17 protein-coding genes and 1 pseudogene are annotated in these 26,886 nt (G+C 72.4%); 8 read left to right on the plus strand and 10 right to left on the minus strand.

Translation table 11 applies throughout. From position 1 onward, the window contains the following. The first annotated feature begins 13 nt into the window (after positions 1 to 13). Complete coding sequence (locus tag ACIP4Z_RS07130) at positions 14 to 217, plus strand: cold-shock protein (protein WP_161307368.1); 204 nt, start codon at positions 14 to 16, stop codon at positions 215 to 217. Positions 218 to 484: 267 nt separating this feature from the next. Then, positions 485 to 1,987, plus strand: a complete 1,503-nt coding sequence (locus tag ACIP4Z_RS07135; protein WP_391041817.1) for a DEAD/DEAH box helicase — start codon at positions 485 to 487, stop codon at positions 1,985 to 1,987. Between the two features lie 164 nt (positions 1,988 to 2,151). Here ACIP4Z_RS07135 and ACIP4Z_RS07140 read toward each other — a convergent pair whose 3' ends face one another. After that, positions 2,152 to 3,141, minus strand: a complete 990-nt coding sequence (locus tag ACIP4Z_RS07140) for a phosphatase PAP2 family protein (RefSeq protein WP_391041815.1) — start codon at positions 3,139 to 3,141, stop codon at positions 2,152 to 2,154. Between the two features lie 280 nt (positions 3,142 to 3,421). Here ACIP4Z_RS07140 and ACIP4Z_RS07145 point away from each other — a divergent pair, with 280 nt between their 5' ends. The 3 genes from ACIP4Z_RS07145 (at position 3,422) to ACIP4Z_RS07155 (ending at position 7,541) form a co-directional block, all read left to right on the plus strand. Then, positions 3,422 to 3,931: a MarR family winged helix-turn-helix transcriptional regulator gene (locus ACIP4Z_RS07145; protein ID WP_355339742.1), complete on the plus strand. Its 510-nt coding sequence runs from the start codon at positions 3,422 to 3,424 to the stop codon at positions 3,929 to 3,931. 206 nt (positions 3,932 to 4,137) lie between these two features. Continuing rightward, positions 4,138 to 5,379 (plus strand): PP2C family protein-serine/threonine phosphatase, encoded by a 1,242-nt coding sequence (locus ACIP4Z_RS07150; protein ID WP_401305618.1) that lies wholly within the window; start codon positions 4,138 to 4,140, stop codon positions 5,377 to 5,379. A gap of 227 nt (positions 5,380 to 5,606) precedes the next feature. After that, the gene (locus ACIP4Z_RS07155) at positions 5,607 to 7,541 is read left to right on the plus strand and encodes a transglycosylase domain-containing protein (protein ID WP_401305620.1); all 1,935 of its coding nucleotides are present in this window, start codon (positions 5,607 to 5,609) and stop codon (positions 7,539 to 7,541) included. 63 nt (positions 7,542 to 7,604) lie between these two features. Here ACIP4Z_RS07155 and ACIP4Z_RS07160 read toward each other — a convergent pair whose 3' ends face one another. From ACIP4Z_RS07160 to ACIP4Z_RS07195, 8 genes are all read right to left on the minus strand, one after another. Continuing rightward, complete coding sequence (locus ACIP4Z_RS07160) at positions 7,605 to 8,930, minus strand: hypothetical protein (RefSeq protein WP_401305622.1); 1,326 nt, start codon at positions 8,928 to 8,930, stop codon at positions 7,605 to 7,607. A gap of 195 nt (positions 8,931 to 9,125) precedes the next feature. Then, positions 9,126 to 11,141, minus strand: coding sequence for a protease pro-enzyme activation domain-containing protein (locus ACIP4Z_RS07165; protein WP_401305624.1), 2,016 nt, complete (start codon positions 11,139 to 11,141; stop codon positions 9,126 to 9,128). A 727-nt stretch (positions 11,142 to 11,868) separates the two neighbouring features. Further along, positions 11,869 to 13,911 (minus strand): beta-galactosidase, encoded by a 2,043-nt coding sequence (locus ACIP4Z_RS07170; protein ID WP_401305626.1) that lies wholly within the window; start codon positions 13,909 to 13,911, stop codon positions 11,869 to 11,871. Then, positions 13,908 to 15,941, minus strand: a complete 2,034-nt coding sequence (locus ACIP4Z_RS07175; RefSeq protein ID WP_401305628.1) for a TIM-barrel domain-containing protein — start codon at positions 15,939 to 15,941, stop codon at positions 13,908 to 13,910. Before ACIP4Z_RS07175 ends, ACIP4Z_RS07170 begins: the two co-directional genes overlap by 4 nt. 151 nt (positions 15,942 to 16,092) lie before the next feature. Further along, positions 16,093 to 17,124 carry a LacI family DNA-binding transcriptional regulator gene (locus ACIP4Z_RS07180; RefSeq protein WP_355339763.1) on the minus strand — a complete coding sequence of 344 codons (1,032 nt, stop codon included), beginning with the start codon at positions 17,122 to 17,124 and terminating at the stop codon, positions 16,093 to 16,095. Between the two features lie 113 nt (positions 17,125 to 17,237). Then, positions 17,238 to 18,203, minus strand: a complete 966-nt coding sequence (locus ACIP4Z_RS07185; RefSeq protein ID WP_401305630.1) for a carbohydrate ABC transporter permease — start codon at positions 18,201 to 18,203, stop codon at positions 17,238 to 17,240. Continuing rightward, a complete protein-coding gene (locus ACIP4Z_RS07190; protein ID WP_401305632.1) occupies positions 18,200 to 19,237 on the minus strand; it encodes an ABC transporter permease in 1,038 nt (345 codons plus the stop codon). Before ACIP4Z_RS07190 ends, ACIP4Z_RS07185 begins: the two co-directional genes overlap by 4 nt. Before the next feature lie 3 nt (positions 19,238 to 19,240). Next, positions 19,241 to 20,920: an ABC transporter substrate-binding protein gene (locus ACIP4Z_RS07195; RefSeq protein ID WP_401305634.1), complete on the minus strand. Its 1,680-nt coding sequence runs from the start codon at positions 20,918 to 20,920 to the stop codon at positions 19,241 to 19,243. Positions 20,921 to 21,307: 387 nt separating this feature from the next. Here ACIP4Z_RS07195 and ACIP4Z_RS07200 point away from each other — a divergent pair, with 387 nt between their 5' ends. From ACIP4Z_RS07200 to ACIP4Z_RS07210, 3 genes are all read left to right on the plus strand, one after another. Then, a complete protein-coding gene (locus ACIP4Z_RS07200) occupies positions 21,308 to 24,271 on the plus strand; it encodes a glycoside hydrolase family 3 C-terminal domain-containing protein (RefSeq protein ID WP_401305636.1) in 2,964 nt (987 codons plus the stop codon). A 128-nt stretch (positions 24,272 to 24,399) separates the two neighbouring features. After that, complete coding sequence (locus ACIP4Z_RS07205) at positions 24,400 to 25,263, plus strand: aldo/keto reductase (protein WP_355339778.1); 864 nt, start codon at positions 24,400 to 24,402, stop codon at positions 25,261 to 25,263. A 48-nt stretch (positions 25,264 to 25,311) separates the two neighbouring features. Next, the gene (locus tag ACIP4Z_RS07210) at positions 25,312 to 26,286 is read left to right on the plus strand and encodes an aldo/keto reductase (RefSeq protein ID WP_391041793.1); all 975 of its coding nucleotides are present in this window, start codon (positions 25,312 to 25,314) and stop codon (positions 26,284 to 26,286) included. A gap of 103 nt (positions 26,287 to 26,389) precedes the next feature. Here the strand turns inward: ACIP4Z_RS07210 and ACIP4Z_RS07215 are convergent. Further along, a pseudogene (locus ACIP4Z_RS07215) lies at positions 26,390 to 26,882 on the minus strand (winged helix-turn-helix transcriptional regulator). Positions 26,883 to 26,886: the final 4 nt, after the last annotated feature.

Raw genomic sequence — 26,886 nt, forward strand, 5'->3', positions numbered from 1 at the left:
GAAGGAGATTAATATGGCTTCCGGTACCGTGAAGTGGTTCAACGCTGAAAAGGGCTTCGGCTTCATCGAGCAGGACGGCGGCGGCGCCGACGTCTTCGCCCACTACTCGAACATCGCCGCCCAGGGCTTCCGTGAGCTCCAGGAAGGCCAGAAGGTGACCTTCGACGTCACCCAGGGCCAGAAGGGCCCGCAGGCCGAGAACATCGTTCCCGCCTGACGCGTCTGAATACGCCTGACACGTTCAGCGATATAGCTGGGGCCCGCGCCTTGGGGTGCGGGTCCCGGCTTGTTGCGTTGTACGGATTTCCACCGCGTTCCGCCGTTTTCCACGGCTTTTTCATGGCGCGGAAATGTCGAAGCCACGGGAGGAAATGTCCCGACCGGCTTCGTTTCGCTTTTTATCCGGCTCGTTCTTGCGATTGTCCCCGCCGCCTCACGGCCGCCGGGAAATCCTCGATACGTGTCGCATCGAGGAAGGGTTCCTTTGAACCGCACATCTCGCACGAACGACCGTTTCAGCCGCACCCGAACGGGTGGTTCCTCCCGTACGGGCGGCTCCGGCTCGGGCTCCGGCCGCTCCGGCGGCCAGTCCCGTAGCGGCGGCGGCTCCCGCTCCGGCGGCTACGGACGGCGGCCCTCCGCGCCGCAGGGCGAGTTCGCCCTGCCGGTGACGGTCACCCCGCCGCTGCCCGCCGTCGAGTCCTTCGCCGAACTCGACCTGCCCGACGCCGTGTTGAACGCGCTGACCGTACAGGGCGTCACCGTACCGTTCCCGATCCAGGCCGCCACGCTGCCCAACACCCTCGCGGGACGTGACGTGTTGGGCCGCGGGCGCACCGGCTCCGGCAAGACGCTCGCCTTCGGCCTGGCGATGCTGGCCCGTACCGCGGGGCAGCGCGCCGAGTCCCGGCAGCCGCTCGCGCTGGTCCTGGTCCCGACCAGGGAACTCGCCCAGCAGGTCACCGACGCCCTCACCCCGTACGCCCGCACGCTGCGGCTGCGGCTGGCCACCGTCGTGGGCGGCATGTCCATCGGCCGCCAGGCCAGCGCGCTGCGCGGCGGCGCGGAGATCGTCGTGGCGACGCCCGGACGGCTCAAGGACCTCATCGACCGCGGCGAGTGCCGGCTGGACCGGGTCGCGATCACCGTGCTGGACGAGGCCGACCAGATGGCCGACATGGGCTTCATGCCGCAGGTCACCGAGCTCCTCGACCAGGTGCGGCCCGGCGGCCAGCGGATGCTGTTCTCCGCCACGCTCGACCGGAACATCGACCAGCTCGTGCGGCGCTACCTCTCCGACCCGGTGGTCCACTCCGTCGACCCGTCGGCGGGCACGGTCACCGCGATGGAGCACCACGTGCTGCACGTCCACGACGCCGACAAGTACGCGACCGTCACCGAGATCGCGGCGCGCGACGGCCGGGTGCTGATGTTCCTCGACACCAAGCACGCCGTCGACAAGCTCACCCAGCACCTGCTCAAGAGCGGTGTACGGGCGGCGGCGCTGCACGGCGGCAAGTCGCAGCCGCAGCGCACCCGTACCCTCGCGCAGTTCAAGACCGGGCACGTGACGGTGCTGGTCGCCACGAACGTGGCGGCCCGCGGCATCCACGTCGACAACCTCGACCTCGTCGTGAACGTCGACCCGCCGAGCGACCACAAGGACTATCTGCACCGCGGCGGGCGTACCGCGCGGGCGGGCGAGTCCGGCCGGGTCGTCACGCTCGTGGTGCCCAGCCAGCGCCGTGAGATGACCCGTCTGATGGCCAACGCGGGGATCGCGCCGCAGGTGGCCCAGGTGCGGTCGGGCGAGGCCGAGCTGACCCGGATCACCGGCGCCCAGGCGCCGTCCGGCATCCCGGTCACCATCACCAACCCGGTCGCCGACCGCCCGCAGCGCTCCGGCGCGCCGTCCTCCCGCGCCCGCCGCGGCCGTCCGACGTCGCAGTCCCGCCGCCGCTCGTCCCCGATGCGCGGCGCCGCGTAACCCCTCAGGGGCGCGCGACCAGCACGACCGGCGCCACCAGCACGACCGGCAGCACACGCACGACGAGGGCCCGAGCCGTTCGACACGGCTCGGGCCCTCGTGCGTCCTGGCCGCGTTCGTCCTCGCGGCCCGCGGTGCGCGCGCGTTCGTCGGCGGCGCGCGGACTACTGCCTGGTGCCCGTGCGGGCGCCCACCGGACCCAGGGGGCCCGGCGGGAGCGGGTCGGGGGCCGGGTAGAGGTAGGCGGGGCGGCCGAGCAGCAGGCGCTGGATGAGGAAGCCCAGGGCCAGGGTGAGGGCGCCCGCCACGGCGTCGGCGAGGAAGTGGTTGCCGGTGGCGAGGATGACGGTGAAGGTGAAGAAGGGGTACAGGAAGCCCAGGACCCTGACCCACGTTCTGCGGGCCAGCGCCGCGACCGTCAGACCGCTCCAGGCCGACCACACGATGTGGACGGACGGCATCGCCGCGTACTGGTTCGACAGCGACGACACGTCGTCGTTGTCCCACGAGCCCCACGTATGGTGCGTGACCACCGTGTCGATGAAGCCCTGGCCCTCCATCAGGCGCGGCGGCGCCAGCGCGAAGAAGGTGAAGCCGATCAGGGCCACGAAGGTCGCCGCGTACAGCGCGGTGCGCGCGCTGCGGTAGCTGGCGGGGTGGCGGGCGTAGAGCCAGATCAGGACGCCGAGGGTCACGATGAAGTGCAGCGTCGCGTAGTAGTAGTTCATGCCGACGATCAGCCAGTCGATCTTGTCGATCGCGTGGTTGATCGTCAGCTCGATGTTCACGTGCAGCTTGCGCTCGGCGTTGAGGATGTCCGTGGCGCGGTGCAGCGCGGCCTCGTGGTGCTCGGGCGCGGCGCGGCGGGTCAGCGAGTACGTCTTGTACAGCACCACGCTGAAGACCAGTTCGACCAGCAGGTGCGGGCGGCCGAGGCGGCGCAGCCGGGCGGGCAGGAGCGGGCCGAGGCGGCGGAATCTGCTCCTGGGGGCCTCGGCGGGCGCGGACCCGGACTCGGGCCCGGCCTCGGGCTCCGGGGCCGCGTCCTTGCGGAGGATGTCGGTGCGGGGCTCGTCGCCACGGGGTCCGTCCGCACGGGGTCCGTCCGTCCGCGCGCCGTCCGTACGCGGCGCGTTGCGCGTCGGGGACGTCATCGGCCGCCCTCCGGCGCGGCTGCGGGCAGGACCCGTCCCGGGTGCCGGGCACCTTGTGCGGGACTCGGGGGATACGCCAGCAGCATGAAGGTTTTCACTCTCGCCGTACGGTCCGGCCGTGGCCGGCGGACTCGGACGAGATTACATCGGACACCGAAGTTTCCGTCGTCCGGGTGGCGCCGAAGTGACGAGTCACCGCCCGCCGCGACGGGGTCCCGTCCCGCTCCTGAGAGGCCGCGGACAGGTGGTCCGTGACATGCCAGGGCCTACGCTCAAGGGCATGTCCCCGCACCACCCCGCGGTTTCCCCGCCGCGACCGCTCAGCAAGTCCGCCGACGCCCGGCTGCTCACCGAGGCCGTCACCCGGCTCCGCCGTGCCCTTCGGGTGTCCGTCGGCGGCGACGACCCGTGGGAGGCGCTGCCCATGGCCCAGGTGGAATTGTTGCAGGTCCTGGGCGAGCACTCGCCCGCCCGCATCGGTGATCTGGCCGTCCGGCGACGGCTCGCCGCCAGCACCGTCAGCGGGCTCATCGGGCCCATGATCGCCGCCGGGCTCGTCGCCCGGCAGACCGATCCCGCCGACCGGCGCGCCTCGGTCGTCACGCTCACCGCTGCCGGGCGGGAGCGGCTCGCCGCGTGGACACTGGCGCACGAGCGGCGGATGGACGCCGCGCTTGAAGCTTTGCCCGATGCTGACCTTCGGGCGGTGCGCGCGGCCCTTCCCGCCCTCTTCCGGCTCGCCGAATTCCTCGACGGCCCCGCCCCCGCCCGGGACGGCTCGCCCCTGTAGGGCCCCGGGCCCGGTCCGTTCACCGTGCGCGGGCGGGCGCTTTTGAGGACCGCCGGGCTCACCCACCCGCCTGGAGCCGACGCACAGGGGGCCCGGCCCGGAAAAGACCGGGGGACGGGCACGTGGGAACGGGGGCAGCGGCGGGGGCCCTGGAAGGATCAGGGGGTGCCCGCCAGGGCGAACGGTGGGAGAGGCGGCGTGGAGTGGTGAGCGGACCGGTCGAGGGGGAGGCGGAGGGCACGGACGGGGGCCGGTTCGGGGTGGCGGAGGAGGCGGTCGAGGCCATCGGAAGCACCCTGGACGAGCAGACGACCTGCGCGGAGCTGGTCGGCTTCCTGTGCCGCCGGGTGAGCGACGCGGCGGCCGTGGACCTGCTGCCCGAGGACGTACCGGCGGACCGGCGGCCGGAGGAGCCGGCGCTGACGCGGACGGCGGCGGCGGGCAGGTCGGAGCTGCTGGAGCCGAGGACGCCGCTGAGCGCGCGGTCCCTGTCGGTGCGGGCGCTGGACGAGGGGCATCCGATCACGGCGACGGCGGACGCGGACGGGAGTCTGCCGCGTACGGCGGTGTCGATGCCGCTGCTGGCGCACGGGCGGCTGTACGGCGCGCTGTTGGCGGTACGGGCGGGCCGGCGGGGGTTCACGGTGGAGGAGACGGCGGCCATGCACTACGCGGCGCGCCTGGCGGCAGTGCACCTGAGCCACGCGCGGCAGCACACGGCGGCGCACAGCACGGCGCTGAATCTCCAGCGGGCGCTGCTGGCCGAGCCCCGGCGCCCGCACCCGAACCTGGACATCGCGACCCGCTATCTCCCGGCGGGCGGCGGGAGCCTGGTGGGCGGCGACTGGTTCGAGACGGTACGGCTCAGCTTCGGCCGGACGCTGCTGGTGATCGGTGACGTGATGGGCCACGGCCTGGACGCGGCCGTGGACATGAACGCGTACCGCTCGATGCTGCGGTACGTGGCCTCGGCGGATCTGCCGCCGCACCGCGTGCTGCGCCAGCTCGACGCGGCCGTGGCCGAGGACGGCACCCGCCGCCCCGCGACATGCCTGCTGGTCCGGGTCGACCCGGCGCGGGGCAGCGTGGCACTGGTCAGCGCGGGACACCTGCCGCCGGTGCTGTTCTCGGCGGACGGCGCGGGCAGCCTGCTGCACCTGCCCGTGGGGCCGCCGCTGGGCACGGGCGTCGGCGGCTACGAGCTGACCACCCGTGACATCACCCCCGACCAGACGCTGGTGATGTTCACCGACGGCCTGGTCGAGCGGCGCAAGGAGGACATCGACGTCTCCCTGGCCCGCCTCGCCGATCTGCGGCTCCCGCCGGGCGCCGCGATCCAGGCCGTCCTGGACGAAGTCCTCACCCGGCTGGACGCCACCCGCGCCGAGGACGACGTCGCCGTGCTCGCCGCCCGCCTCCACCCCCGCGCGCGCCGCCTGCCCTCCTGATCCGGTGGCCCCCGGGCCCCGCCGCTGTTACAGAACTGTGGCGGTCCCGCCCTCGGGCGGTCCACAACCGGCCTTAGCTTCCGGGGGTGTTGGGGAAAAAGTGGCTGAAGTTAAGGCGGTTGGGCCGAGGCGCGGTACGCGCGATACGCGTGACCCGTGCGAAACGCGTGGCCCGTGTGTTGCGGCCGCGCTATCCACGGCCGGGGCGGCGCGGCATACGGCGGTGGGTGCCGTCGCTTCGCCAGGCGTCGCTGCTGGCGCTGTGGGTGCTGGTGACGCTGACCGCCGTGGTGGGAGTGGCGTACGCGCGGACCCGGATACCCACCGACCTCAATGAATTCGCCACGCAGCAGGACAACGTCTACTACTGGGCCGACGGCACCGAGATGGCGCGGGTGGGCCCGGTGGACCGGCAGGCGATGCCGCTGGACCGGATACCCACGAGCGTGCAGTGGGCGGTGCTGGCCGCCGAGAACGCCTCCTTCTACTCCGACCACGGCGTCTCGCCGAAGGGCATCGGCCGGGCCGTCGCCACCATGGTGACCGGCGGCGACACCCAGGGCGGCTCCACCATCACCCAGCAGTACGTGAAGAACGTCTACCTCAACCAGAACCAGACGCTCTCCCGCAAGATCACCGAGATGTTCATCTCGGTGAAGCTGGACCAGAAGATGAGCAAGAGGCAGATCCTCGACGGCTACCTCAACACCGCCTGGTTCGGGCGCGGTACGTACGGCGTGCAGCGCGCCGCCAAGGCGTACTACGGCAAGGACGTCTCCCAGCTCAACGCCGGCGAGGGGGCCTTCCTCGCCACGCTGCTCAAGGGCGCCGCGCTCTACGACCCCGCGATCAGCCCGGCCAACCACCAACGGGCGGTGGCCCGTTGGAAGTGGGTGCTGGACCGGATGGTGAAGACCGGTCAGCTCTCGCGCGCCGAGCGCGCCGCGTACACCGTCTTCCCCGAGCCCAAGGCGCCGCCGAAACCCGCGGGGCTGAGCGGGCAGACCGGCTATCTCGTCGACACCGCGCGGGCGTACGTGTCCGCGCACGGCGACATCTCCGACGCGCGCTTCGACCTGGGCGGCTACCAGATCTACACGACCTTCGAGCGCCCGCGCGTCGACGCCCTGGCCGAGGCCGTGCGGCACGAGACCGCGGGCCTCGCACCGAAGGCGAGGACCGCCGACCGGAACGTCCGCGTCGGCGCCGCGTCCGTCGCCACCGACGGCCGGATCGTCGCGCTCTACGGCGGCCCCGACTACATCGAGCAGGGCTTCGACGACGCCAACATCGCGATCGTGCCGGTCGGTACGGCCTACGCGCCGTTCGTCTACGCGGCCGGACTGCGGGACGGCGCGCTGCTCACCCGCGGCGCGCCGCGTACGCCCGTCACCCCCGACTCGGTCTACGACGGCGACGACAAGGTGCCGATACGGACGCCCGAGGGGCCGTACTGGAGCCGGGACGGCACGATCGTGAAGAGCCGCAACGACGGCGGGAAGTCCTGGGGGCGGATCAGCCTGCGGCAGGCGGTGGCGGACTCCGTCAACGGCCCGATCACCCAACTCGGCATGGACGTCGGCCTGGACCGGGTGCGGAAGGCGTCCGTCGACGCCGGGCTGCTGCCGCGCGGTTTCGGCGAGCAGGTGCCCGCCTTCGCCACCGGCACCGGCGTCACCCCGAGCCCGATCCGGGTGGCGAGCGCGTACGGCACCTTCGCCGCCGCCGGCGCGCACACCGATCCGTACTCCGTGCTCAAGGTCACCCGCGACGGGCAGCGCGTGGACATCGAACAGCCCGCTGTCACGCACCCGTTCACGCCGAAGGTCGCGGGCGAGGTGGACGACGCGCTCAAGGACGCGGTGACCGGCGGGACCGCACGCCGCGCGGTGAGGGCGGGCGGCGGGCTCGCGGGCAGGACGGAGCTGGCGGGCAAGACGGGCACGGCGGCCGGGGACCTGTCGGCCTGGTACGTCGGCTACCCGCCGAGGGGGGCGCGGGCCGCCGCGGTGGCGACGTCGGTCGCCGTCTTCCGACTCGACCCGAAGACACAGGAGTTGCTGCCGCTGACCGGGACCGGCGGGCCGTCGAAGGCCACGAAGGAGTTCGGCAGCACGTATCCCGTCGACATCTGGACGCGGTACGTGGCGGCGGCCGGCTGAGCGGGCCGGGCCCCTCGGCGCGGGGCCCGGCCGCCGGTTCCCTGATCTCTCCGCCAGGCCCGGTTACTTGGCGGGAAACGTCGTCCAGTCCGGCGACTCGCTCGGGTCGAGGCCGCGCAATTCGGCCAGCACCGCCGGGTCCTGGACGTCCAGCCAGTCGGACAGCTCCTTGAACGACACGCAGCGCACCCCGTCCCGGTGGCAGACGTCCTTCACCACGTCCTCGACGGCCTGCATGTAGATGCCGCCGTTCCACGTCTCGAAGTGGTTGCCGATGAACAGCGGCGCCCGGTTGCCGTTGTAGACGCGCTCGAAGCCGTTCAGATAGCCCTGCCGGGTCTCGCGCTCCCAGGCCGGGAACTTCGCCGGGTCGCCCTGGGTCTGCTCGCCGCCCGACTGGTTGTAGAGGAAGTTGAAGTCCATCGACAGGACCTGGAAGTCCTTGCCGGGGTAGGGCATCAGCTCCAGCGGGAAGTTCCACACCCCGCCCGACTTGGCGGGCCAGAGCTGGAAGTCGCCGGGCGAACTGGCGTCGTACCGCCAGCCCAGCGCCTTGGCTGCGGGCAGCAGATTCTTCTGCCCCTCCAGGCACGGCGCGCGCCCGCCGACCAGCTCACGGCCGTAGTCGAAGGGCAGCGGCGGGAGGTCGGTGAAGCCGGTGTTCGTCTTCCAGTGCTCCACGAACGAGTACGCCTGGGCGATCTCCTTGCGCCAGTCCGCGGTGCTCCACGTGCCGCCGCCGCCCGCGTCGGGCGCGCAGAAGTGCCCGTTGAAGTGCGTCCCGATCTCGTCCCCGTCCTGCCAGGCCAGCCGCAGTTGCTCCAGCGTCTCCTTGATGTGCGCGTCGGTCGGGAAGTCGATCGCGGACGTCCCGGCCGCGTGCCGGGGCGGGTGGTAGAGCGACCGCTTCGCGTCCGGGACCAGGTAGATGCCGGACAGGAAGAACGTCATGTTCGCGTTGTTCTCCTTGGCCAACTCCCGGAAGCGCGAGAACAGATGGTCGTCGTTCTCCAGCGCGCCGTCCCAGGAGAACACCACGAACTGCGGCGGTTTCTCGCCCGGCTTGAGCTTCTCCGGCTTCGGCTGGTGCGGCTGCGGGCCGGTGTACGCGGTGGACCCGTCGCCGATCGGACCCTTCGTCTCGGTGACGGTCGGCGTCGGTGTCGGCGTCCCCGTCGATGGCCGTGCCGTCCTCGGGCTCGGCGCGCGGCTGGTCGGCGTCGCCCGTGACCGCGCCGCCGCGTCGTCCGCCTTGCCGCCGCCGTCCCCGCCTGCGCCTGCGCCTCCGCCGGTCAGCGTCGCGACCAGCGCGACCGCCACTCCCGCGGCGCCCACCGCCGACGCCCCCGCCACCGCCGCCTTCGGCCGCTGCCTGACCCACGACCGCATCGCCGCTAATTTCACCGTCGCCCCTTGCTCCCCACCGGCACCGCACACGTCCGGCGCCAGTATTGACCGCCTTGCTGTGTATGCAGACGCGCGTTCGGGGCGTCCTGTCACAGCCGATACGGCGGAATCGGCGGCGGCGGGGAATGCCGAAGGGCCCGGCGGAGGGTCGCTCCGCCGGGCCCTTCGGGAGATCGGTCAGCGGCGGCCGAAGGAGCGGAGGTAGGACAGGGTCGGGGAGCCGACACCGGTCGCGTTGTCGAAGCCGCGGACCGCGTTGAGCGAGGTGTCCTCGCCGAAGGCGGCGAGGCGCACGGCGAGGGTGCCGTTGACCAGGCCGAAGTCGGCGACGTTGCTCAGCGGGGCCTTGTGGTGGTGGGCGGCGTTCTGGTCCACGACGTCCTTGAACAGCCCGGCGCGGGCGTAGATCGCCGGGTTGGCGAAGCCGATGGCGTGGTGCCTGGCCTGGATGGCGTCGGCCTGGACCGCGGCGAATTCCGGCGCCGAGACGCTGGTGCCGCCGTAGCCGCCCTCGCTGTACGGGGCGCCGTCGGAGATGCCGACGAGGACCGAGGTGTACAGGTCACCGTTCATCGAGACGTCCGGCGTGACGCGCTGGGCCGTACGGCTCTTCGCGCCGGTCATCAGCGTGTGCGACAGCGAGCCGGGCACGACGCCGCGCTGGTACGCGGGCTGTGCGAAGTCCTCGCTGGTGCCGCCGCCACCGCCGAAGTAGAACGGGGCCGGGGGAGCGGGGGTCCAGCTCTTGCCGTCGGCCGACAGGTTGGAGCGCAGCGTGCCCATGTCGGTCTCGAAGCCGTACGAGCCGCTCTTGTCCTTCAGACCGAGCGCGGTGCCGCCGACCGAGGTCACCCACGGGTCGGAGTCGGGCCAGTTGGCCTGCGCGCGCGAGGTGTCGGGCTGGCAGTTGACGCCGGTCGCGGCGGCCAGCGGGCTGCTGTCGCCGCAGTCGCCCGCGGAGAAGCCGATGGTGATGCCCTCGACGGCGGCCTGCTTGAAGACCTGCTCGTAGGCGGCGATCAGCGACGAGGTGACGTCGGCGTCGTCCGTGGTGTGCATGATCTCGCCCCACGAGTTGGAGACGACATCGGCCAGGTGGTTGTCGACGATGGTGCTGATGGCGCCCAGAAGGTCGTTGTCGTCGCAGGAGTTGGCGCCCACGTAGACGACCTTGGCGTCGGGCGCGAGGCCGTGCGCCATCTCGACGTCCAGCGCCTCTTCCGGCGCCCAGCCCTCGGGGCCGCCGCACAGGTCCTGGTTGGTCCACTGCGACGGGTCGACGACCTCGCTGTACTGGCCGGACCTGAACGCCTTGTCACCGTGCGCGGTCGCGTACTGGTTGGCGTCCGCCAGCATGGTGGAGCTGCCGTACGCGTCCACGATCGCGATCGTCGCGCCCTTGCCGGTCAGTCCCGAGGCGGTGATGCCGTACGCCTTGCGGAGCTGCGAGGGGTAGAACGAGCACTGGTCGAACGGCACGTCGGACGTGGTGTATCCGGCCGGCGCGCCCTTGGCGATCTTCTGGCCCCAGTAGTCGGAGCAGGTCGCGGTGGTCGGCAGTCCGGCGTCGGGCTTGCCACTCCTGGCCGGGGTCGCGGCGGAGCGGGCCGTGGTGTCGTCCACGCGGTGCGAGTTCGGCTTGGCGACGTTGGCGCCGGGCGTGGTGAAGCCCGTCACGCCGAGGATCGCGGAGGAGACGGACGCGGGGACCACGACGTCACGGGCCGGGGCGTGCCGCAGCGTGCCCGAGACGCGGTACTGGTGGATGCCGGTGCCGAACGCCTTGGTGACCGCCGCGTTGGTGCCCTTGACGGTGATCGCGTGGTCGGAGGTGCTCACGACCTTCAGGCCGGAGTCGGCCGCCCACTTCCGGACCGCGGAGACCTGCGCCTTGGTGGCGCCGAAGCGCGCCTTGTACGCGGCCGGGCTCAGGAACTCGCCGTAGCTCGCGTTGCTCGGGTCGGACACGGCCGTCGCGTACTTCGTCAGGCCCGCGGCGTCCTGGCCCGCCAGGTACACGGTGCCGGTGATCTCGGTGTTCGCCGCGACCGAGCCCTGGTCGGCGGAGGCGGTGGCCCAGTCCGGGTGGCTCTGCGCGATGGTCTTGGCCGCGGGCGCGGGGCCGCTGGCCTGCGAGGGCATGGCGAGGATCAGGGACCCGGACACCATGGCCAGCGAGGCCGCCGCGACCACCGCTGCGCGGGCCCGTGCGACACGGGGTTTTTGTATGTCGTTGATGACGACTCCAACGTGAGGTCAGGAACAGGACAAGGACGAGACCTGGATCGTGGTGCGATAGTTGCGTGTTGCACGCTTTTGACGGGCGACGGCTGTAGTGTGCACGCCACTTCCGGACGCTGGGAATGCCGAACAGCCGTCCTTAGCTGGACCTTTAACCACCGGGCGGGGATTTCGGCAGGCTTAGGTCATATGCCGGGTCTCGGACCGCATAAGGGCTGGCGCGATCACGTCGGACGGCCGGGGTATACGCGCGTCCGGCCCGCGGCCCCGCGGGTCCCGGTGCGGCGCGGGTGCGTTCCGCCGTCCCTGTCATCTGTCAGGAGCGGGCCCGCCGGGCCGTGCCTACGGTGGTGGGTGTCCGGCCGGACCGGTCCGCACGGGGGAGCCCCCGCGCCCGAACTCGGCCGTCTCGCCGGGGCCGAGCCGCAGCAGCCTCGGGCGCCGCCCGGCCGGTTCCTCTCCCCACCGTGCCTCGGATTCCTCGGGCAACTGCACAATCACCGTGTCCACGCCCGACCCCCTTCCCACCCCAAGCGTCACACCTGTTGCGCAGGAGGGGACGCCCTTCGGGAAGAGCCGGTTGCGTGACCACCCCAGGATGACCGAGAAGCGTTCACTCGTTCGGGTGATGCCGGGGTCACGTTCCGTGCCCGTCCCGCGAGCCGGCGGGGCGGTCTCCTCAGCCCTCCTCGCGGACGACCACGGCGCTCGCGGGCGGCAGGACGGCGCCCTCGGAAGGAAGGGCGCGGGACGCCAGGAGATCGTGGCCCCGCACGGGGACGCGGACCTCGGCCGGGGAGTGGTTGAGGAGGAAGAGGTACGCGCGGCCGTCGTCGCTGTGGCGGCGGACCGCCTCGACGCCCGCCGGAAGACCGGGGAGTTCGGGCTCCGCGCCGCAGGCCCGTATCAAGCCGCCGATCAGCGCGGTGTACGAGGCGGGGGACAGCCGGGTGGAGGCGTACCAGGCGGTGCCCCGGCCGTGGGCGTGCCGGGTGACGGCGGCCCGGTCGGTCAACGGCCCTTCCGCGTAACCGATTTCGGCCGTCGCGCCCTCCAGCAGCAGCGCCTCGGTCCAGGTGGTGCCGGCGCCGCCGTCGGTCAGGGGGACGGCGGCGCCGGACGGCAGGGGGCGGAACTCCTCGGCGCGCAGGCCGAGCAGTGGCCGCAGCGGGCCCGGCGCCCCGCCGGGCCACGCGCGGTAGTGGGGGTCGACGGCGCCGCTGAAGCACTCGACCAGCAGGGTGCCGCCGCCCTCGACGTAGGCGGTGAGCGCGGCGGCGGACTCCTCGGAGACCAGGTGCAGGCTGGGGGCGAGAACGAGCCGGTACGCGGACAGGTCGGCGGACGGGTGCGCGAAGTCGGTGGTGATCCCGGCGTCCCACAGGGCGCGGTGGGCGCGCTTGAGCGCGGGCAGGTACGGGAGTTCCGGCGTGGGCAGGACGGGGGTGTCCAGCGCCCACCACACGTCCGGGTCGTGCAGGACGGCCGCCCGCGCCCGTACGGTCGAGCCGGTCACCTCGGCCAGCGCGGCCACGGCGCGGCCGGTTTCGACGGTCTCGCGGAAGATCCGGGTGTCCGGCCCCGTGTGCGGGACCATCGCGGAGTGCCAGATCTCGGCCCCGGCCGGTGACTGCCGCCACTGGAAGAACAGCACGCCCTCCGAGCCGCGCGCGATGTGGCTCAGCGAGTGCCGCAGGATGTCGCCCGGCTCCTTGGGCAGGACGAGGTCGCCCGCGTAGACGGTGCTGGTGGCCTGCTCGATCAGCAGCCACGGCCTGCCGCCGCCGAAGGAGCGCGCCCGGTCCGCGCCGAAGGCGGTGTCGGCGGCGGCGTCCAGGCCCGGCGCGTCCGGGTAGTGGTCCACGCCCACCAGGTCGACCTCGCGGCCGAACGCCCACAGGTCGAGCACCTGGTAGCCGGGCAGCATCACGTTGGTGGTGACCGGCACCCGGCTGTGCGCCCGGATCGCGTCGCGCTGCTCGCGGTAGGCGGTCAGCGCGAGGTCCGACCAGAAGCGCCGGAAGTCCAGCACCTGGCCGGGGTTGGGCCGCCACTGCGTGGCGCGCGGCGGCTGGATCTGCTCCCACGCGCCGTAGCGCTGGCTCCAAAAGGCGGTGCCCCAGGCCCGGTTGACGGCTTCCAGGGTGCCGTACCGCTCGCGCAGCCAGCGCCGGAAGGCGTCGGCGGCGTGCTCGCAGTGGCAGACGGTCGCGTACTCGTTGTGCACGTGCCACAGCGCGACCGCCGGGTGCTCGCCGTACCGGGCCGCCAGCGCCTCGGCGACGGCGCGGGCGGCCTGCCGGTAGGCGGGCGCGGCCAGGCAGTACGTGTCGCGGCTGCCGTGGGTCAGCCGGGTGCCGTCGGGGGTGACGGGCAGCGCGTCGGGGTGCGCGAGGCCGAACCACGGCGGCGGCTGCGCGGTGGGCGTGGCCAGGTCCACGGCCACGCCCGCGGCGTGCAGCCGCTCCAGCCGGGCGTCCAGCGGCGCGAAGTCGTAGCGCCCCGGCTCCGGTTCGAGCTCCGCCCAGCCGAAGACGTTCAGCGTCACCAGATTCACCCCGGCCCGCCGCATCAGCTCCTCGTCCTCGCGCCGTACGGCCGGGTCGTCGGCGAACTGCTCGGGGTTGTAGTCGCCGCCGAAGGCGGGGCCGCCGAGCCGGGCGGTCAGCCAACCGGCCGGATCGGGGCGGGAGTCGGGGACGGCGTCCTGGGAAGGGCTCACCTCGGCTCCGCGATCGGCAGCCGCGCGCCGTCCCGCAGGAACAGCGGAATGCGGTCGAGCGGCGCCGCGGCCGTCACCGTACGGCCGCCGTCGTGCTCCTCGCCCGTCCACGCGTCCGTCCACCGCGCGCCCGCCGGGAGGTAGACCTCCCGCGTGACCGCGCCCGCCTCGGTGACCGGCGCCACCAGCAGGTCGGGCCCGAGCAGGAAGGCGTCGCGGATGCCCCACGCGTCCTGGTCGTCGGGGAACTCCAGCAGCAGCGGCCGCATCGGCGGCACCCCGCTGCGGGCCGTCACCCGCATCTGCTCGGCGATGTACGGCCGCAGCCGCTCGCGCAGCCGCAGATACGACGCCAGGACCGCGTACGCCCGCCCGCCGTAGGACCAGACCTCGTTGGGCAGGCCGGTCATGCCCGGCTCCAGGACCTGTTCCGGCCCGCGGAAGCCGTGCAGGCGGAACAGCGGGCAGAAGGCGCCGTACTGGAACCAGCGGACCAGCACCTCGCGGTAGGCGGGGTCGTCGGGGTCGCCGCCGTGGAAGCCGCCGATGTCTGTGGTCCACCAGGGGATGCCGGAGAGCATCACATTGAGCCCGGCGGTGATCTGGGCGCGCAGCGACGCGAAGTCGGTGCCGATGTCGCCCGACCACAGAGCGGCGCCGTAGCGCTGGGCGCCCGCCCACGACGAGCGGTTGAGGGTCAGCACCTCGCTGTGCCCGGCCGCGCGCAGCCCGTCGTGCACCATGCGCGCGTGCTCGCGCGGGTAGAGGTTGGCGACTTCGAGCCCGGGCCCCGCGTGGAAGCGCAGATTGGCGGGGTAGTTGGGCTTCAGCTCCGGTTCGTCGGCGTCCAGCCAGAACACCGAGACGCCGTGCGCCAGGTAGTGGGCGGCCAGCTTCTCCCACACGTACGCGCGGGCCTCGGGGTGCGTGGCGTCGTAGAAGGCGACCTGCGCCGCGTACGCGCCGAGGCCCTTGTCCGGCCAGTCGGCGTGCGCGAGCGGGCCGTACTCGGTGCCGATCAGCAGCCCGCGGTCCCACATCGGCGCGTGGTTCTCGCTGGCCGGGCTGACCGACGGCCACACCGAGACCATCAACTTCACGCCCATGGAGTCGAGTTCGCGGACCATCGCGGCCGGGTCCGGCCACTCCGCCGGGTCGAAGCGCCAGTCGCCCAGGTGCGTCCAGTGGAAGAAGTCGCAGACGATGACGGACAGCGGCAGCTCGCGGCGGCGGTACTCGCGGGCGACCTCCAGCAGCTCCTCCTGTGTGCGGTAGCGCAGCTTGCACTGCCAGAAACCCGTTGCCCAGTCCGGGAGTTCGGGACTGTGGCCGGTGGCGTCGGCGTACCGGCGCAGGATCGCGCCGGGGTCGCCCGCGGTGAACCAGTAGTCGATCTGCCGGGCGCTGTCGGCGACCCAGCGGGTGCCGGTGACGCCCAGCTCGACCCGGCCGACCGCCGGGGAGTTCCACAGCAGGCCGTAGCCGCGGCTGGAGATCAGCAGCGGCACGGTCACCTCGCCGTTGCGCTGCACGAGGTCGAGGACCGCGCCCTTCTGGTCGAAGAGTCCGTGTCCGTGCTGGCCCAGGCCGTAGCAGCGCTCGTCCGCGTACGCGCGGAAGCGCTGCTCCAGGCGGTGGTAGCCGTTGCCGGTGGCGGTGTAGAGGCGCGGGCCCGGCCACCAGAAGTGCGGCGGCTCCTCGGCCAGCAGCTCTGCGCCGTCGTCGGTGCGCACAAAGGTCAACCGGCCCGCCGCGGCGGGCAGTTCCGGGGTCAGCCGGCCCTCGGCGCAGGCGTCGATCCGTACGGTCAGCGCGCCGTTGACGAGGGTCGCCGAGTCGCCGTGCACGGTGATCGCGGTGGTGGCGCCGGGCGGCGGCGCGTCCAGCGCGCCGGGCAGATCCTCGACGATCTCCCCGGCGGGCGCGGACCGCACCCGGACCGCGTCCGGGCCCCACGCCTCGACCCGCAACGTCTCACCCCTGGCCCGCCATTCGAGGGCGTGCTCGCGGATGCGGAAGTGCTCTGCCATGCGGTGGCTCTCCTGACGTGTCTGTGCGAGGGCGGAAACGGGCGTGCGGGGGTAGGGAAGCGGCGCTATTGGGGGAAACGGGGGGTCGGGAAGCGGCGCTATTGGGGGAAGCGGGGGGTAGGGAAGCGGCGCTACCGGGGGGAAGCGGGGCTCAGTCGCGGTGCGGGGCCGGGCCCGTGCTCTCGCGTGTGGTCAACAGAGGCGTGAGCAGGGCGACTTCGTCGGCGTCCGCGCCCTCGATCCGCCGCATGACCAGCTCCACCGCGCGCCGCCCCAGATCCTGCGCGGGCCCGGTGACGGCGGTCAGCCGCGGCGAGTACTGGTCGGCCAGCGGCTCGGGGCACAGCGCCACCACCGAGGCGTCCTCGGGCACGATCCGCCCGGCCGCCCGCAGCAGGCTCAGCAGCGGCCCGATCGCGCCCTCGTTCTGCACGACGAAGCCGGTGGTCTCCGGCCGGTCGGCGAGGACGCGGGTGAAGGCGCCCGCCGTGCTCTCGTACGTCCCGTCGCACGGCCGGTGCACGATCCGCAGCCCGCGCTCGGCCGACCTCGTACGGAAGCCGGTCAGCGTCCGCTCCGCGTAACCGGCGTGCCGCCGGTAGACCGCCGGGCTGTAGCCGATGAAGGCCACGTCGCGGTGGCCGAGGTCGGCCAGGTGGTCGGCGCACAGCGCGCCCGCCGCCGCGAAGTCGTGGTCCACGCACGACAGTCCGGTGGCGTCGGCGGGCAGTCCGATCAGCGCGGCGTGCGTGTTCTGCGCCCGCAGGACGGGGATGCGGTCGTCGTCCAGCTCGACGTCCATCAGAATCACGCCGTCGGCCAGGCCGCTGGCCGCGACCCGCCGCACCCCGTCCGGGCCCTCGTCGTTGGTGATCAGCAGCACGTCGTAGCCGAAGCCGCGCGCGGCCATGGTCACCGCGATGGCGATCTCCATCATGATCGGCACGTAGACGTCGGTGTGCAGCGGCACCATCAGCGCGATGATGTGCGACCGCTTGCCCGCCAGCGCCCGCGCGCCCGCGTTGGGGTGGTAGCCCAACTCCCTGATGGCCGCCTCGACCCGGCGCCTGGTCGCCTCGGAGATCGAGCGCTTGCCGCTGATGACATAGCTGACCGTGCTCGACGACACCCCGGCGTGCTTGGCCACTTCGGCGATGGTCACGGCGGAGGTGCTTCCCATCATGCTGTGCTGCTCCTGTCGTGGTGGCGGCCCCGCGGTCCCCTGCGTACGTTCACCCGTGCCCCGACCGCTCATTCCGTGCCCGCTCATCCCGTGACCGTCCGTCCCCTGACCGCTCATCCCTTGACCGCTCCGGTCAGCACGCCGGTCTTGAAGTGCTTCTGCATGAAGGGGTAGACCATCAGGATCGGTACGAGGGTGAGCACCACGACGGCCATCTGGAGCGACAGCGGCGCGGTCTGCGCGTGCGCGGTGCCGAAGCCGCTGTTCACCGAACCCGGCATGTTCATCCCGTAGTTGACGTACTCCAGCAGCACGTACTGCAACGGCCACTTGGGGCTGTCCGTGGGCATGTAGAGCATGACATTGAAGAAGGAGTTCCAGTATCCGACCGCGTAGAAGAGCGTGACGACGGCGGTCACGGCCCGCGAGGTGGGCAGCACGACCGACCACAGGATGCGCCAGTCGTTCGCGCCGTCCATCCGCGCCGCGTCGATGAGCTCCGCGGAGGTGCCGGAGTAGAAGGCGCGCAGTACGAGGATGTTGAACACGGAGATCGCGCTGGGCAGGATCAGCGCCCAGTACTGGCCGTAGCCGCCGAGGCCGGTGACGACGAGGTACGTCGGGATCAGGCCGCCGCTGACGAACATGGTGACGATCAGCACCATCAGGATCGCCCGGTGGCCGAGCGACCCGGAGCGCGACAGGCCGTACGCGCACAGCACGGAGACCACCATCGAGATCGCGGTGCCGACGCCCGTGACGCCGAGGCTGACCAGCAGGGCGCGGGTGACCGCGCCGTTCTCCAGCATCAGCCGGTAGGCGTTGAGCGTCACCCCGTCCGGCCAGATCACCAGGCCGCCCGCGCGGCCGATCGCGCCCGGCGTGGAGAGGCTGGTCAGCGCCACGATCCACAGCGGCACCAGGACGGCCGCCACGACCAGGGCCAAGGTGGCGCCCTTGAAGGTCTGCCCGGCGACGCCCGGCGCCTCCTCCCACGACGGGCGCTGCGGGCCCTTGCGCGCACCGGGGTTCCGCGTACGGCCGGCGCGGTCGCCGCCCACGGTCAGTGTGTCGGTCATCTGCGGTACAACCCGTCCTCGCCGAAGGAGTGCGCCAGCCGGTTCGCGCCCCAGATCAGCAGCAGCGAGATGACGCTCTTGAACAGACCGGCGGCGGCGCCGTAGCTGTAGTTGTTGGTGGCGATGCCGTAATAGAAGGAGAAGGTGTCCAGGACGTCGGCCGCGTCGTGGCCGACCGCGCCGCGCTGGATCAGGAACTGCTCGAAGCCGACGGTCAGCGCGTTGCCGAGCCGCAGCACGAGCATCAGCACGATCACCCCGCGCATGCCGGGCAGCGTGATGTGCCACATCCGGCGCCACCGGCCCGCGCCGTCGACGGCCGCGGCCTCGTACTGGTTCTGGTCGATGGCCGCGAGCGCCGCGAGGAAGACGATGATGCCCCAGCCCGCCTCCTTCCACACCGCCTGCGAGGTGATGAGCAGCGCGAAGGTGTGCGGGTCGGTCATCACGTCCCAGGTGCCGATCGAGTGCCTGCGCAGGAACTGGTTGAGCACGCCCGCGCCGCCGAGCATCTGCTGGAAGACGGTGATCGTCAGCACCCAGGAGAAGAAGTGCGGCAGATAGACGATGGACTGCACGAAATTCCGCAGCCGTTCGCTGATCACGGTGTTGAGCATCAGGGCGAGCGCGATCGGCACCGGGAAGAAGAGGACGATCTGGACGGAGCTGAGGAAGAGCGTGTTGCGCAACGCGCCCCAGAACAGCGGGTCGTGGAAGAGCTGCCGGAACTGCTCCAGGCCCGCGAAGTCGCTGTTGCGGACGCCGACCAGCGGGTCGTAGTACTCGAAGGCGGTGACCAGGCCGAACAGCGGCGCGTAGTTGAAGACCAGCAGCAGCGCGACGGCCGGGAGGGTCATCAGCAGCAGCGACTTGTCGCGGCGCAGCCGCACGCGCCAGGTCAGGCCGCCGTGCGCCGTGCTCTCGGCGTCGCGTGAGCCCTTCTTGCCGTCGCGTGCGCCCTTGCCGGTGTCCCCGTCCGCGGCCTCCGGCTTCCCCGGTGTCCCGTCCGCCTTCCCGGTGATGATCGCGGCCACCGCCTACTGCCCCGAGCCGTACTTGTCGAGCACGTTCGTCTGCATCCACGTCGTCAACCGCGTGCCGCCGCTGCTCTTCCACGAGGAGATCGCGGCCTGCACGTCGGAGACCTTCTTCTTGCCGTGGTAGCAGTCCTTGATGGTGTCCTCGACGGCCTGGCCCGCGTCGGCGGTCGCGAAGCGCTGCGGCACGGTGATGTTCATGTTCCAGAACACCGGCTTGTACGCGGTCGCCGCCGCTGCCGCCTGCCAGGCCGCGTAGTCCTTGGTCACCTGCGGGGCGCCCGGATTGCTGATTACCGCGGAGCAGGTGGCCAGGAACGGGTACGTCTGCTGCTGGACGTCCTTCTTGCCCTCGTCGGTGAAGGTCGGCGTGCCGTTGTCCATCGTGTAGTGGATGCCCTCGGCGCCGTAGTTGACCATCGTGTACTCGGCGGAACCGAACGGCGCGGCCAGGTAGTTGGCGACCGCCAGCAGCTCCTTGATCCGGTCCTTCGACAGCTTGATGTTCAGATAGCTCATCAGGCTGGTGGAGTTGCCGAGGAAGATGCCGGGCTTCGACGTGCCGTCGGCGGCGAAGACCTTGAACGCGCCGCGCCGGTACCTCGGATCGGCCGCCGTGCCCGCCTGCGCGTCGGCGAGGTTCCACGCGCCGGTGCCGTCGCCGGTGACGACGACCTTGCCCGCGTAGAAGCGGTTCTTGCCGTCGTTGGTGTTGCCCGCGAGCGCGTCCGGGTGCATGTAGCCGGACTTGGCGAGCTTGTAGTGCCAGTCCAGCGCCTCCAGCAGCTCCTGGCCCTCGTACTTGTGGACCAGCTTGCCGTCCTTGACCGTCCACTTGTTGGGCACGCCCCAGAACGGGGAGAGATACGTCCACAGGTCGTCGAAGGCCCACACGCCGCCCTTGGCGTTCGTCAACTCCTTGCCGAGCGCGAGGAGATCGGCGGCCGAGGAGATCTCGTCCGGGTTGATGCCCTTGGACTGGAGGATGTCGGCGCGGTGGTAGGTGGTGCCCGCGACGACGAAGCCGCTGGAGAAGGACGGGATGCCGTAGAGCTTGTCCTCCCACACCCCGGCCTGCCAGGCGCCGGTCGGGATCGCGGCGAGGTTCGGGTAGTCCTTGACCGCGTCGCCCGCCAGGTACGGCGTGAGGTCGGCCAGTTGGGTGCCGGCCAGCTTGCCGACGTTGAAGTTGGCGTTCCACCAGGTGGGGAGCTGGATCCAGTCCGGCAGCTTCTTGGCCGCCGTCATGGTGGGGATGGCGGTGTCGTAGTGGTTGCCGTCGGCGGGCTTCATCGTCAGCGTCACGCCGAGGGCCTTGCTCATGGCCTGGTAGAAGGAGTTGCCCGGCTCCGGGATGGTGCCCCACAGCGGGGTGACGGCGGTGTAGCTGCCGCCCTTGCCCGGCACGCCGTCGACCGTCTTCACCGGGTTCGCCGGGTAGGTCAGGAAGCCGGGGTCGGTGGCGGTGCCCGCGGCGCCCGGCACCGCCGGGATGTCCGCCGTGACCGAGCGGCTCGCGGTGAACTGCGGCAGCGCCGCCTTCAGTCCGCTCTTGCTGCTGGTGCCACCCTTGCTGCTCGACCCGCTTCCGCAGGCGGTCAGCAGCGGGGACAGCGCCGCGGCTCCGGCTGTCGCCGCCGCCGCGCTCACAAAGGTTCTGCGGTTCAACTGGCTGGTCATGGTGGGTCCTTCGCCGTGTGGGGTGGTCCGATCCGGGGGGACGCCGAGGGTGCGTGCCGTGGGTGCCGTTTTGCCGTGCCGGTGCCGCGTGGAGGGGGCGAGGTGCCGGGGAGCGTGTCGAAGAGGACTGTCGAAGCGCTTCGATGTGTCGGCGACAGTAACCACGTGTTTCGGTTCCGACAAGAGTTCTGACGCGACTGTCCGGCGGGCGGATTCCGGCCCCGTACGGTCCTGCGGACATCATCACCGCCCTGGTCAGGGCGTTCGATGAATTCGACAGCGGTGCGCCGGACGGAGGTTGTGCGCGACCCGTTGACACCCTCGTCGGCGGCGTGTCAGCTTCGGCGAAGCGCTTCACCACGTCACCGGCCCAAGGGGTTTGCCTCAGTGAGTACGACGCCCGTGCACGACCGGCCGCCCTTCCGCGACGCGGAACTGCCGCTGCGCGAACGGGTCGAGGACCTGCTCGGCAGGCTCACCCCCGACGAACGCGTGGCGCTGCTGCACCAGTACGCCCCGGCCGTGCCCCGGCTGGGCATCGCCGCCTTCCGCACCGGCACCGAGGCGCTGCACGGCGTCGCGTGGCTCGGCACCGCCACCACCTTTCCGCAGGCCGTGGGCCTGGGCGCCACCTGGGACGAGGAGCTGACGCACGCGGTCGCGACGGCCGTCTCCGTCGAGCAGCGCGCCTTCCACCACCACAGGGCCGCGCCCATCGGCGCCGGGCCGATCAGCCTCCAGGCGTGGGCGCCGGTGGTGAATCTGCTCCGCGACCCGCGCTGGGGGCGCAACGAGGAGGGCTACGCGGAGGACCCGCTGCTCACCGCGCGCCTGGGCGACGCCTACTGCCGGGGCATGGCGGGCGACGACCCCGAGCACCTGCGCACGGCGCCGATCCTCAAGCACTTCCTCGCCTACAACAACGAGGACGACCGCTGCGTCACCTCCTCGGGGCTGCGCCCGCGCGTGCTGCACGAGTACGACCTCGCCGCCTTCCGCCCGGCCGTGGCCTCGGGCGCCGCGACCGGCGCGATGCTCGCGTACAACCTGGTCAACGGCCGTCCTTGCCACGTCAGTCCGCTGATCGAGTCGGAGCTGCGGCGCTGGGCCGCGCCCACCGGGCACGAGCTGTTCGTGGTCAGCGACGCCGAGGCGCCGAGCAATCTGGTCGACCCCGAGCACTACTTCACCGACCACGCCGAGTCGCACGCGGCGGCGCTGCGCGCCGGGGTCGACAGCTTCACCGACCACGGCGAGGACTCCGCCGTCACCGTCGGCCGCCTCCAGGACGCGCTGCGGCGCGGGCTGATCGACGAGGACGACGTGACGCGCGCGGTACGGCGGCAGCTCGCGATCCGCTTCCGGCTCGGCGAGTTCGACCCGGAGCGCGACCCGTACGCGGCCATCGGCTGGGACGCCGTCGACTCGCCCGCGCACCGCGAACTCGCCCTGCGCGCCGCCACGGAGGCGGTGGTGCTGCTGAAGAACGACGGGACGCTGCCGCTGGAGCCGGTCGCGGGGGCATCGCACAAGGTCGCGGTGATCGGGCCGCTCGCGGACACCCTCTTCGAGGACTGGTACAGCGGCACGATGCCGTACCGGATCACGGCCGCCGACGGGCTGACGGCCGCGCTGGCCGCGCGCGGCGACGAGGTGACCGTCGTGGTCGAGGGCGTCGACCGGATCGCCCTGCACGCCACCTCGTCGGACGGCGCGCTGTCGGTGCCCGCCGCCGACCCGGCGGGCCCGCTGCTGCTCGCGGCCCCGGCGGCCGAAGTCCCGGCCGACGACTTCTGCTTCGACGTCTTCGACTGGGGCGGCGGTGTGCTGACCCTGCGCAGCGCCCGCACCGGCCGCTATCTGACCGCGCGCGACGGAGGTGTTCCCAGCGGCGGCGACGAAAACGCTTCCGGGCAATGGGTGCTGACGGCGGATCAGACGCTGCCCAACGGCTGGGACGTCCAGGAGACCTTCCGCCTTGAGGAGCGGGCGGACGGTACGGAGCTGCTGCGGCATGTGCACAGCGGCCGGTACGCGGCCGTGGACGGGGCGACCGGGCGCGTGACGGTGAGCGCCGACACCCCCGCGGAGGCCGAGAGTTGGCGCCGTACGGTCGTACGCGACGGGATCGCGCAGGCGCGGGCCGCCGCCGCCGCGGCCGACACCGCCGTCGTCGTCCTCGGCAACGACCCGCTGATCAACGGCCGTGAGACGCAGGACCGCCCCGACACCGACCTGCCGCCCGCGCAGGACGCGCTGCTGCGGGCGGTCGCCGCCGCGCAGCCGCGCACCGTCCTGGTCGTGACCAGCAGTTATCCGTACGCGCTCGACTGGGCGCAGGAGCGGGTGCCCGCGGTGCTGTGGACCGCGCACGGCGGGCAGGAGAGCGGCCGGGCGCTGGCGGCGGTGCTGCTCGGCGCGAGCGAGCCGACCGGGCGGCTGCCGCAGACCTGGTACCGCGGCGGCGACCCGCTCCCGCCGCCGCTGGACTACGACATCATCACGGCGGGCTGGACGTACCAGTACCACCGCGCGCCCGCGCTCTACGGGTTCGGACACGGCCTGTCGTACACCACGTTCGGCTACGAGGACCTGCGGCTGTCGGCGGCGCGGATCGCGCCGGGCGAGCCGGTGACGGCGACGGTGACCGTCGTCAACACCGGGGAGCGCGCGGGCACCGAGACCGTGCAGCTCTACACCCGTGCGGTGGACGCCCGTTACGACGCGCCGCTGCTGCGGCTCGCCGCCTTCCGCAAGGTGCGGCTCGCGCCGGGCGAGCGGCGCGAGGTGAGCGTCGAGGTGCCTGCCGACGCGCTCGCGCACTGGGACGTCGGGACCGGCGCCTTCACCGTGGACCCGGGCGCGTACGACGTCCTCGTGGCGCGCGGGGTCCAGGACGTCGCCGCGACCGCCCGGCTGGAGGTCACCGGCCCGACTCCCGCTCCCCGTGAGGCGGTTGGAGTGCGCGTGGCGGCCGTGGACTTCGACGCCTGTACGGGGCTGCGGCTGCTGGACGCGGGCCCCGTCTCCGGTGACGCGGTCGGCCCCGCGGCGCCGGGGGAACCGGCCACCGCCGTCTTCCGGGACGTCGGCCTGACCGGGGCGCGTACGGTCGCGGTCGAGGTCAGCCGTCCGACGGCCGAGGGCGGGTCCTGCGCCGTACCGTCCCGGATCGAGCTGCGCTGCGACGGCGCGCCGCTGGCCGCCTTCACCCCGCCGCCGACCGCCGACCGGCACACCTGGACGGAGCTGACCGCGCCGCTGTCCGCCCCGCCCGGCCCCGGCCCGCACACGCTGAGCTGGACACTGACCGGAGACGCGCTGCTGGCCGGGTTCACCTTCGCGGAATGAGCCACGGCGCGCATTGAACGGCCGCGCTTCTTAATTCGTTCGCTTTCTTCTATTGGACGACTGCCCGCCCCACGGGTGAAGCTGGAGGTCCGTTGTCGTCGTAGGTGGAATGAGAGAGGCGCGAAACCATGCAGAGCCGTCGTATCGGTGCCGTCGAGGTCAGCGCGATCGGGCTGGGCGGGATGCCCATGTCGATCGAGGGGCGCCCGGAGGAGGCACGTTCCGTCGCGACGATCCACGCGGCGCTCGACGCCGGGGTGACCCTGATCGACACCGCGGACGCGTACCACTGGCACGCCGACGAGGTCGGGCACAACGAGTCGCTGATCGCGAAGGCGCTGGCCTCGTACGGCGGCGACAGCGACGGCGTGCTGGTCGCGACCAAGGGCGGCCACCTGCGGCCGGGCGACGGTTCGTGGACGCTGGACGGCAGGCCCGAGCACATCAAGGCGGCCTGCGAGGCGTCGCTGCGGCGGCTCGGGGTCGAGGCGATCGGCCTCTACCAGTTCCACCGGCCCGACCCCGCCGTGCCGTACGAGGAGTCGGTGGGCGCGCTCGCCGAGCTGCTGGACGCGGGCAAGATCCGGATGGCGGGCATCTCCAACGCGAGCCCGGACCGTATCCGGCTGTCCCAGGAGATCCTGGGCGGGCGCCTGGTGTCGGTGCAGAACCAGTTCTCGCCCGCGTATCGCTCCAGCGAGCCGGAGTTGACGCTCTGCGACGAGCTGGGCATCGCCTTCCTGCCGTGGAGCCCGCTCGGCGGTATCGCCCACGCCGGTGAACTCGGCTCCTCCTACGGGGAGTTCGCCAAGGTCGCCGCCGCGCACGGCGTCAGCCCGCAGCAGGTCTGCCTGGCCTGGCTGCTCGCGCTGTCCCCGGTCGTCGTCCCGATCCCCGGCTCCAGCCGCCCCGAGACCATCCGCGACTCGGTCGCCGCCGCCGAACTCACCCTGGACGCCGACGAGATCGCCCGGCTCAGCGCCGCCGGCTGACGGTCCGCCCGCGCCTTCGCATTCCGCAACCCCGAGAAGAGGAAGTCTGTGCGTTACCGCGAACTGGGCCGCAGCGGCCTGTCCGTGTCGGAGATCGGCTACGGCGCCTGGGGCATCGGCGAGGGGGCGTGGGTGGGCGCGACCGAGGACGAGTCGGTGCGCGCCCTGCACCGGGCCGTCGACCTCGGCGTGAACCTCATCGACACCGCCCGCGGCTACGGCGAGAGCGAGCGCATCGTCGGCCGGGTCGTCCGCGAGCGGGCGGCGGCCGGTGACGAGATCCTGGTCGCCACCAAGGTCCCGCCGGGCAACGGCACATGGCCCGCGCCCGCCGGGGTGACCGCGGAAGAGGCGTTCTCCGGCGAGCACATCCGCGCCAGCCTGGAGACCAGCCTGCGCGCCAGCGGCCTCGACCACTTCGACGTGCTCCAGTTCCACGTCTGGCGGGACGAGTGGGTCGGCAGGGGCGACTGGCTGGAGACCGTCGCCGACCTCAAGCAGCAGGGCAAGATCCGGCTGTTCGGCGTCTCGATCAACGACCACGAGACGGACAACTCGCTGGCGCTGGTCCGCAGCGGTGTCGTGGACACCGTCCAGGTCATCTACAACATCTTCGAGCAGACGCCCGCCGAGTCGCTGCTGCCCGCCTGCCAGGAGCACGGCGTCGGCGTGATCGTCCGCGTCGCGCTCGACGAGGGCGGTCTGACCGGCGCGGTCACGGCCGGTACGACCTTCCCCGAGGGCGACTTCCGCAACCGCTACTTCCGCGGCGACCGCCCGGCCCAGGTCGAGCAGCGCGTCCGGGCGATCGTGGACGACCTGGGCATCGCCCCCGACGCCATCGCCGAGACCGCCCTGCGCTACGTCCTCAGCGCGCCGGCCGTCTCCACCGTCATCCCCGGCATGCGGTCGGTGCGCAATGTCGAGCGCAACACCGCGGTCAGCGACGGGACGCCGCTGACCGACGAGCAGCTCGCGATCCTCGCCAAGCACCGCTGGCAGCGGAACTTCTACGCGTCGTAGCGGGCTGTCGCCCCACCACCGCGAGGCACGGCGAGCCACGGCGAGCCACCGTGAACCACGGCGAGCCACCGCGACGCACCGCTCATCACCGCTCACCGACTGCTCACCACTCCTCGGCGCCCCGCGCCGCTTCGCGCGCCGCCGTATGCGCCGCTGCATCCGCCGCCGTATGCGCCGCCTCCTGGGCGTCGAGGAGTTCGTCGCCGTGGTCGAGGGCCCAGCGGCCGAGCGCCCGCATCGGGCCGTCGACCAGGCTCTCGCCCAGCGCGGTCAGCCCGTACTCGACGCGCGGCGGCGCCTCCGCGTACGCCCGGCGGCCCACCAGGCCGTTCCCGAGCAGTCGGTGCAGCGTCTCGGTCAGGACCTTGTCGCTGATCCCGCCGATCGCGGCGCGCAGCGCGCGGCGGCGGCGCGGGCCCGTGCGCAGCGCCGCGAGCACGACCGGGTCCCAGGTGTGGGCGAACAGGTCGGTGGCCGCGCGCAGCCGGGCAGTCGGCGACCCGTTCGTAGCAGTGCGCGCCGGGGCTCTCGCGCGTCTCGTCGGGGCTCTCGTGAGGGCTCATCGCGCCACCCATCATGGTCCGTCCCTCGCGCACCGGC

Source organism: Streptomyces sp. NPDC088910 (assembly GCF_044749865.1).
Lineage (GTDB): Bacteria > Actinomycetota > Actinomycetes > Streptomycetales > Streptomycetaceae > Actinacidiphila.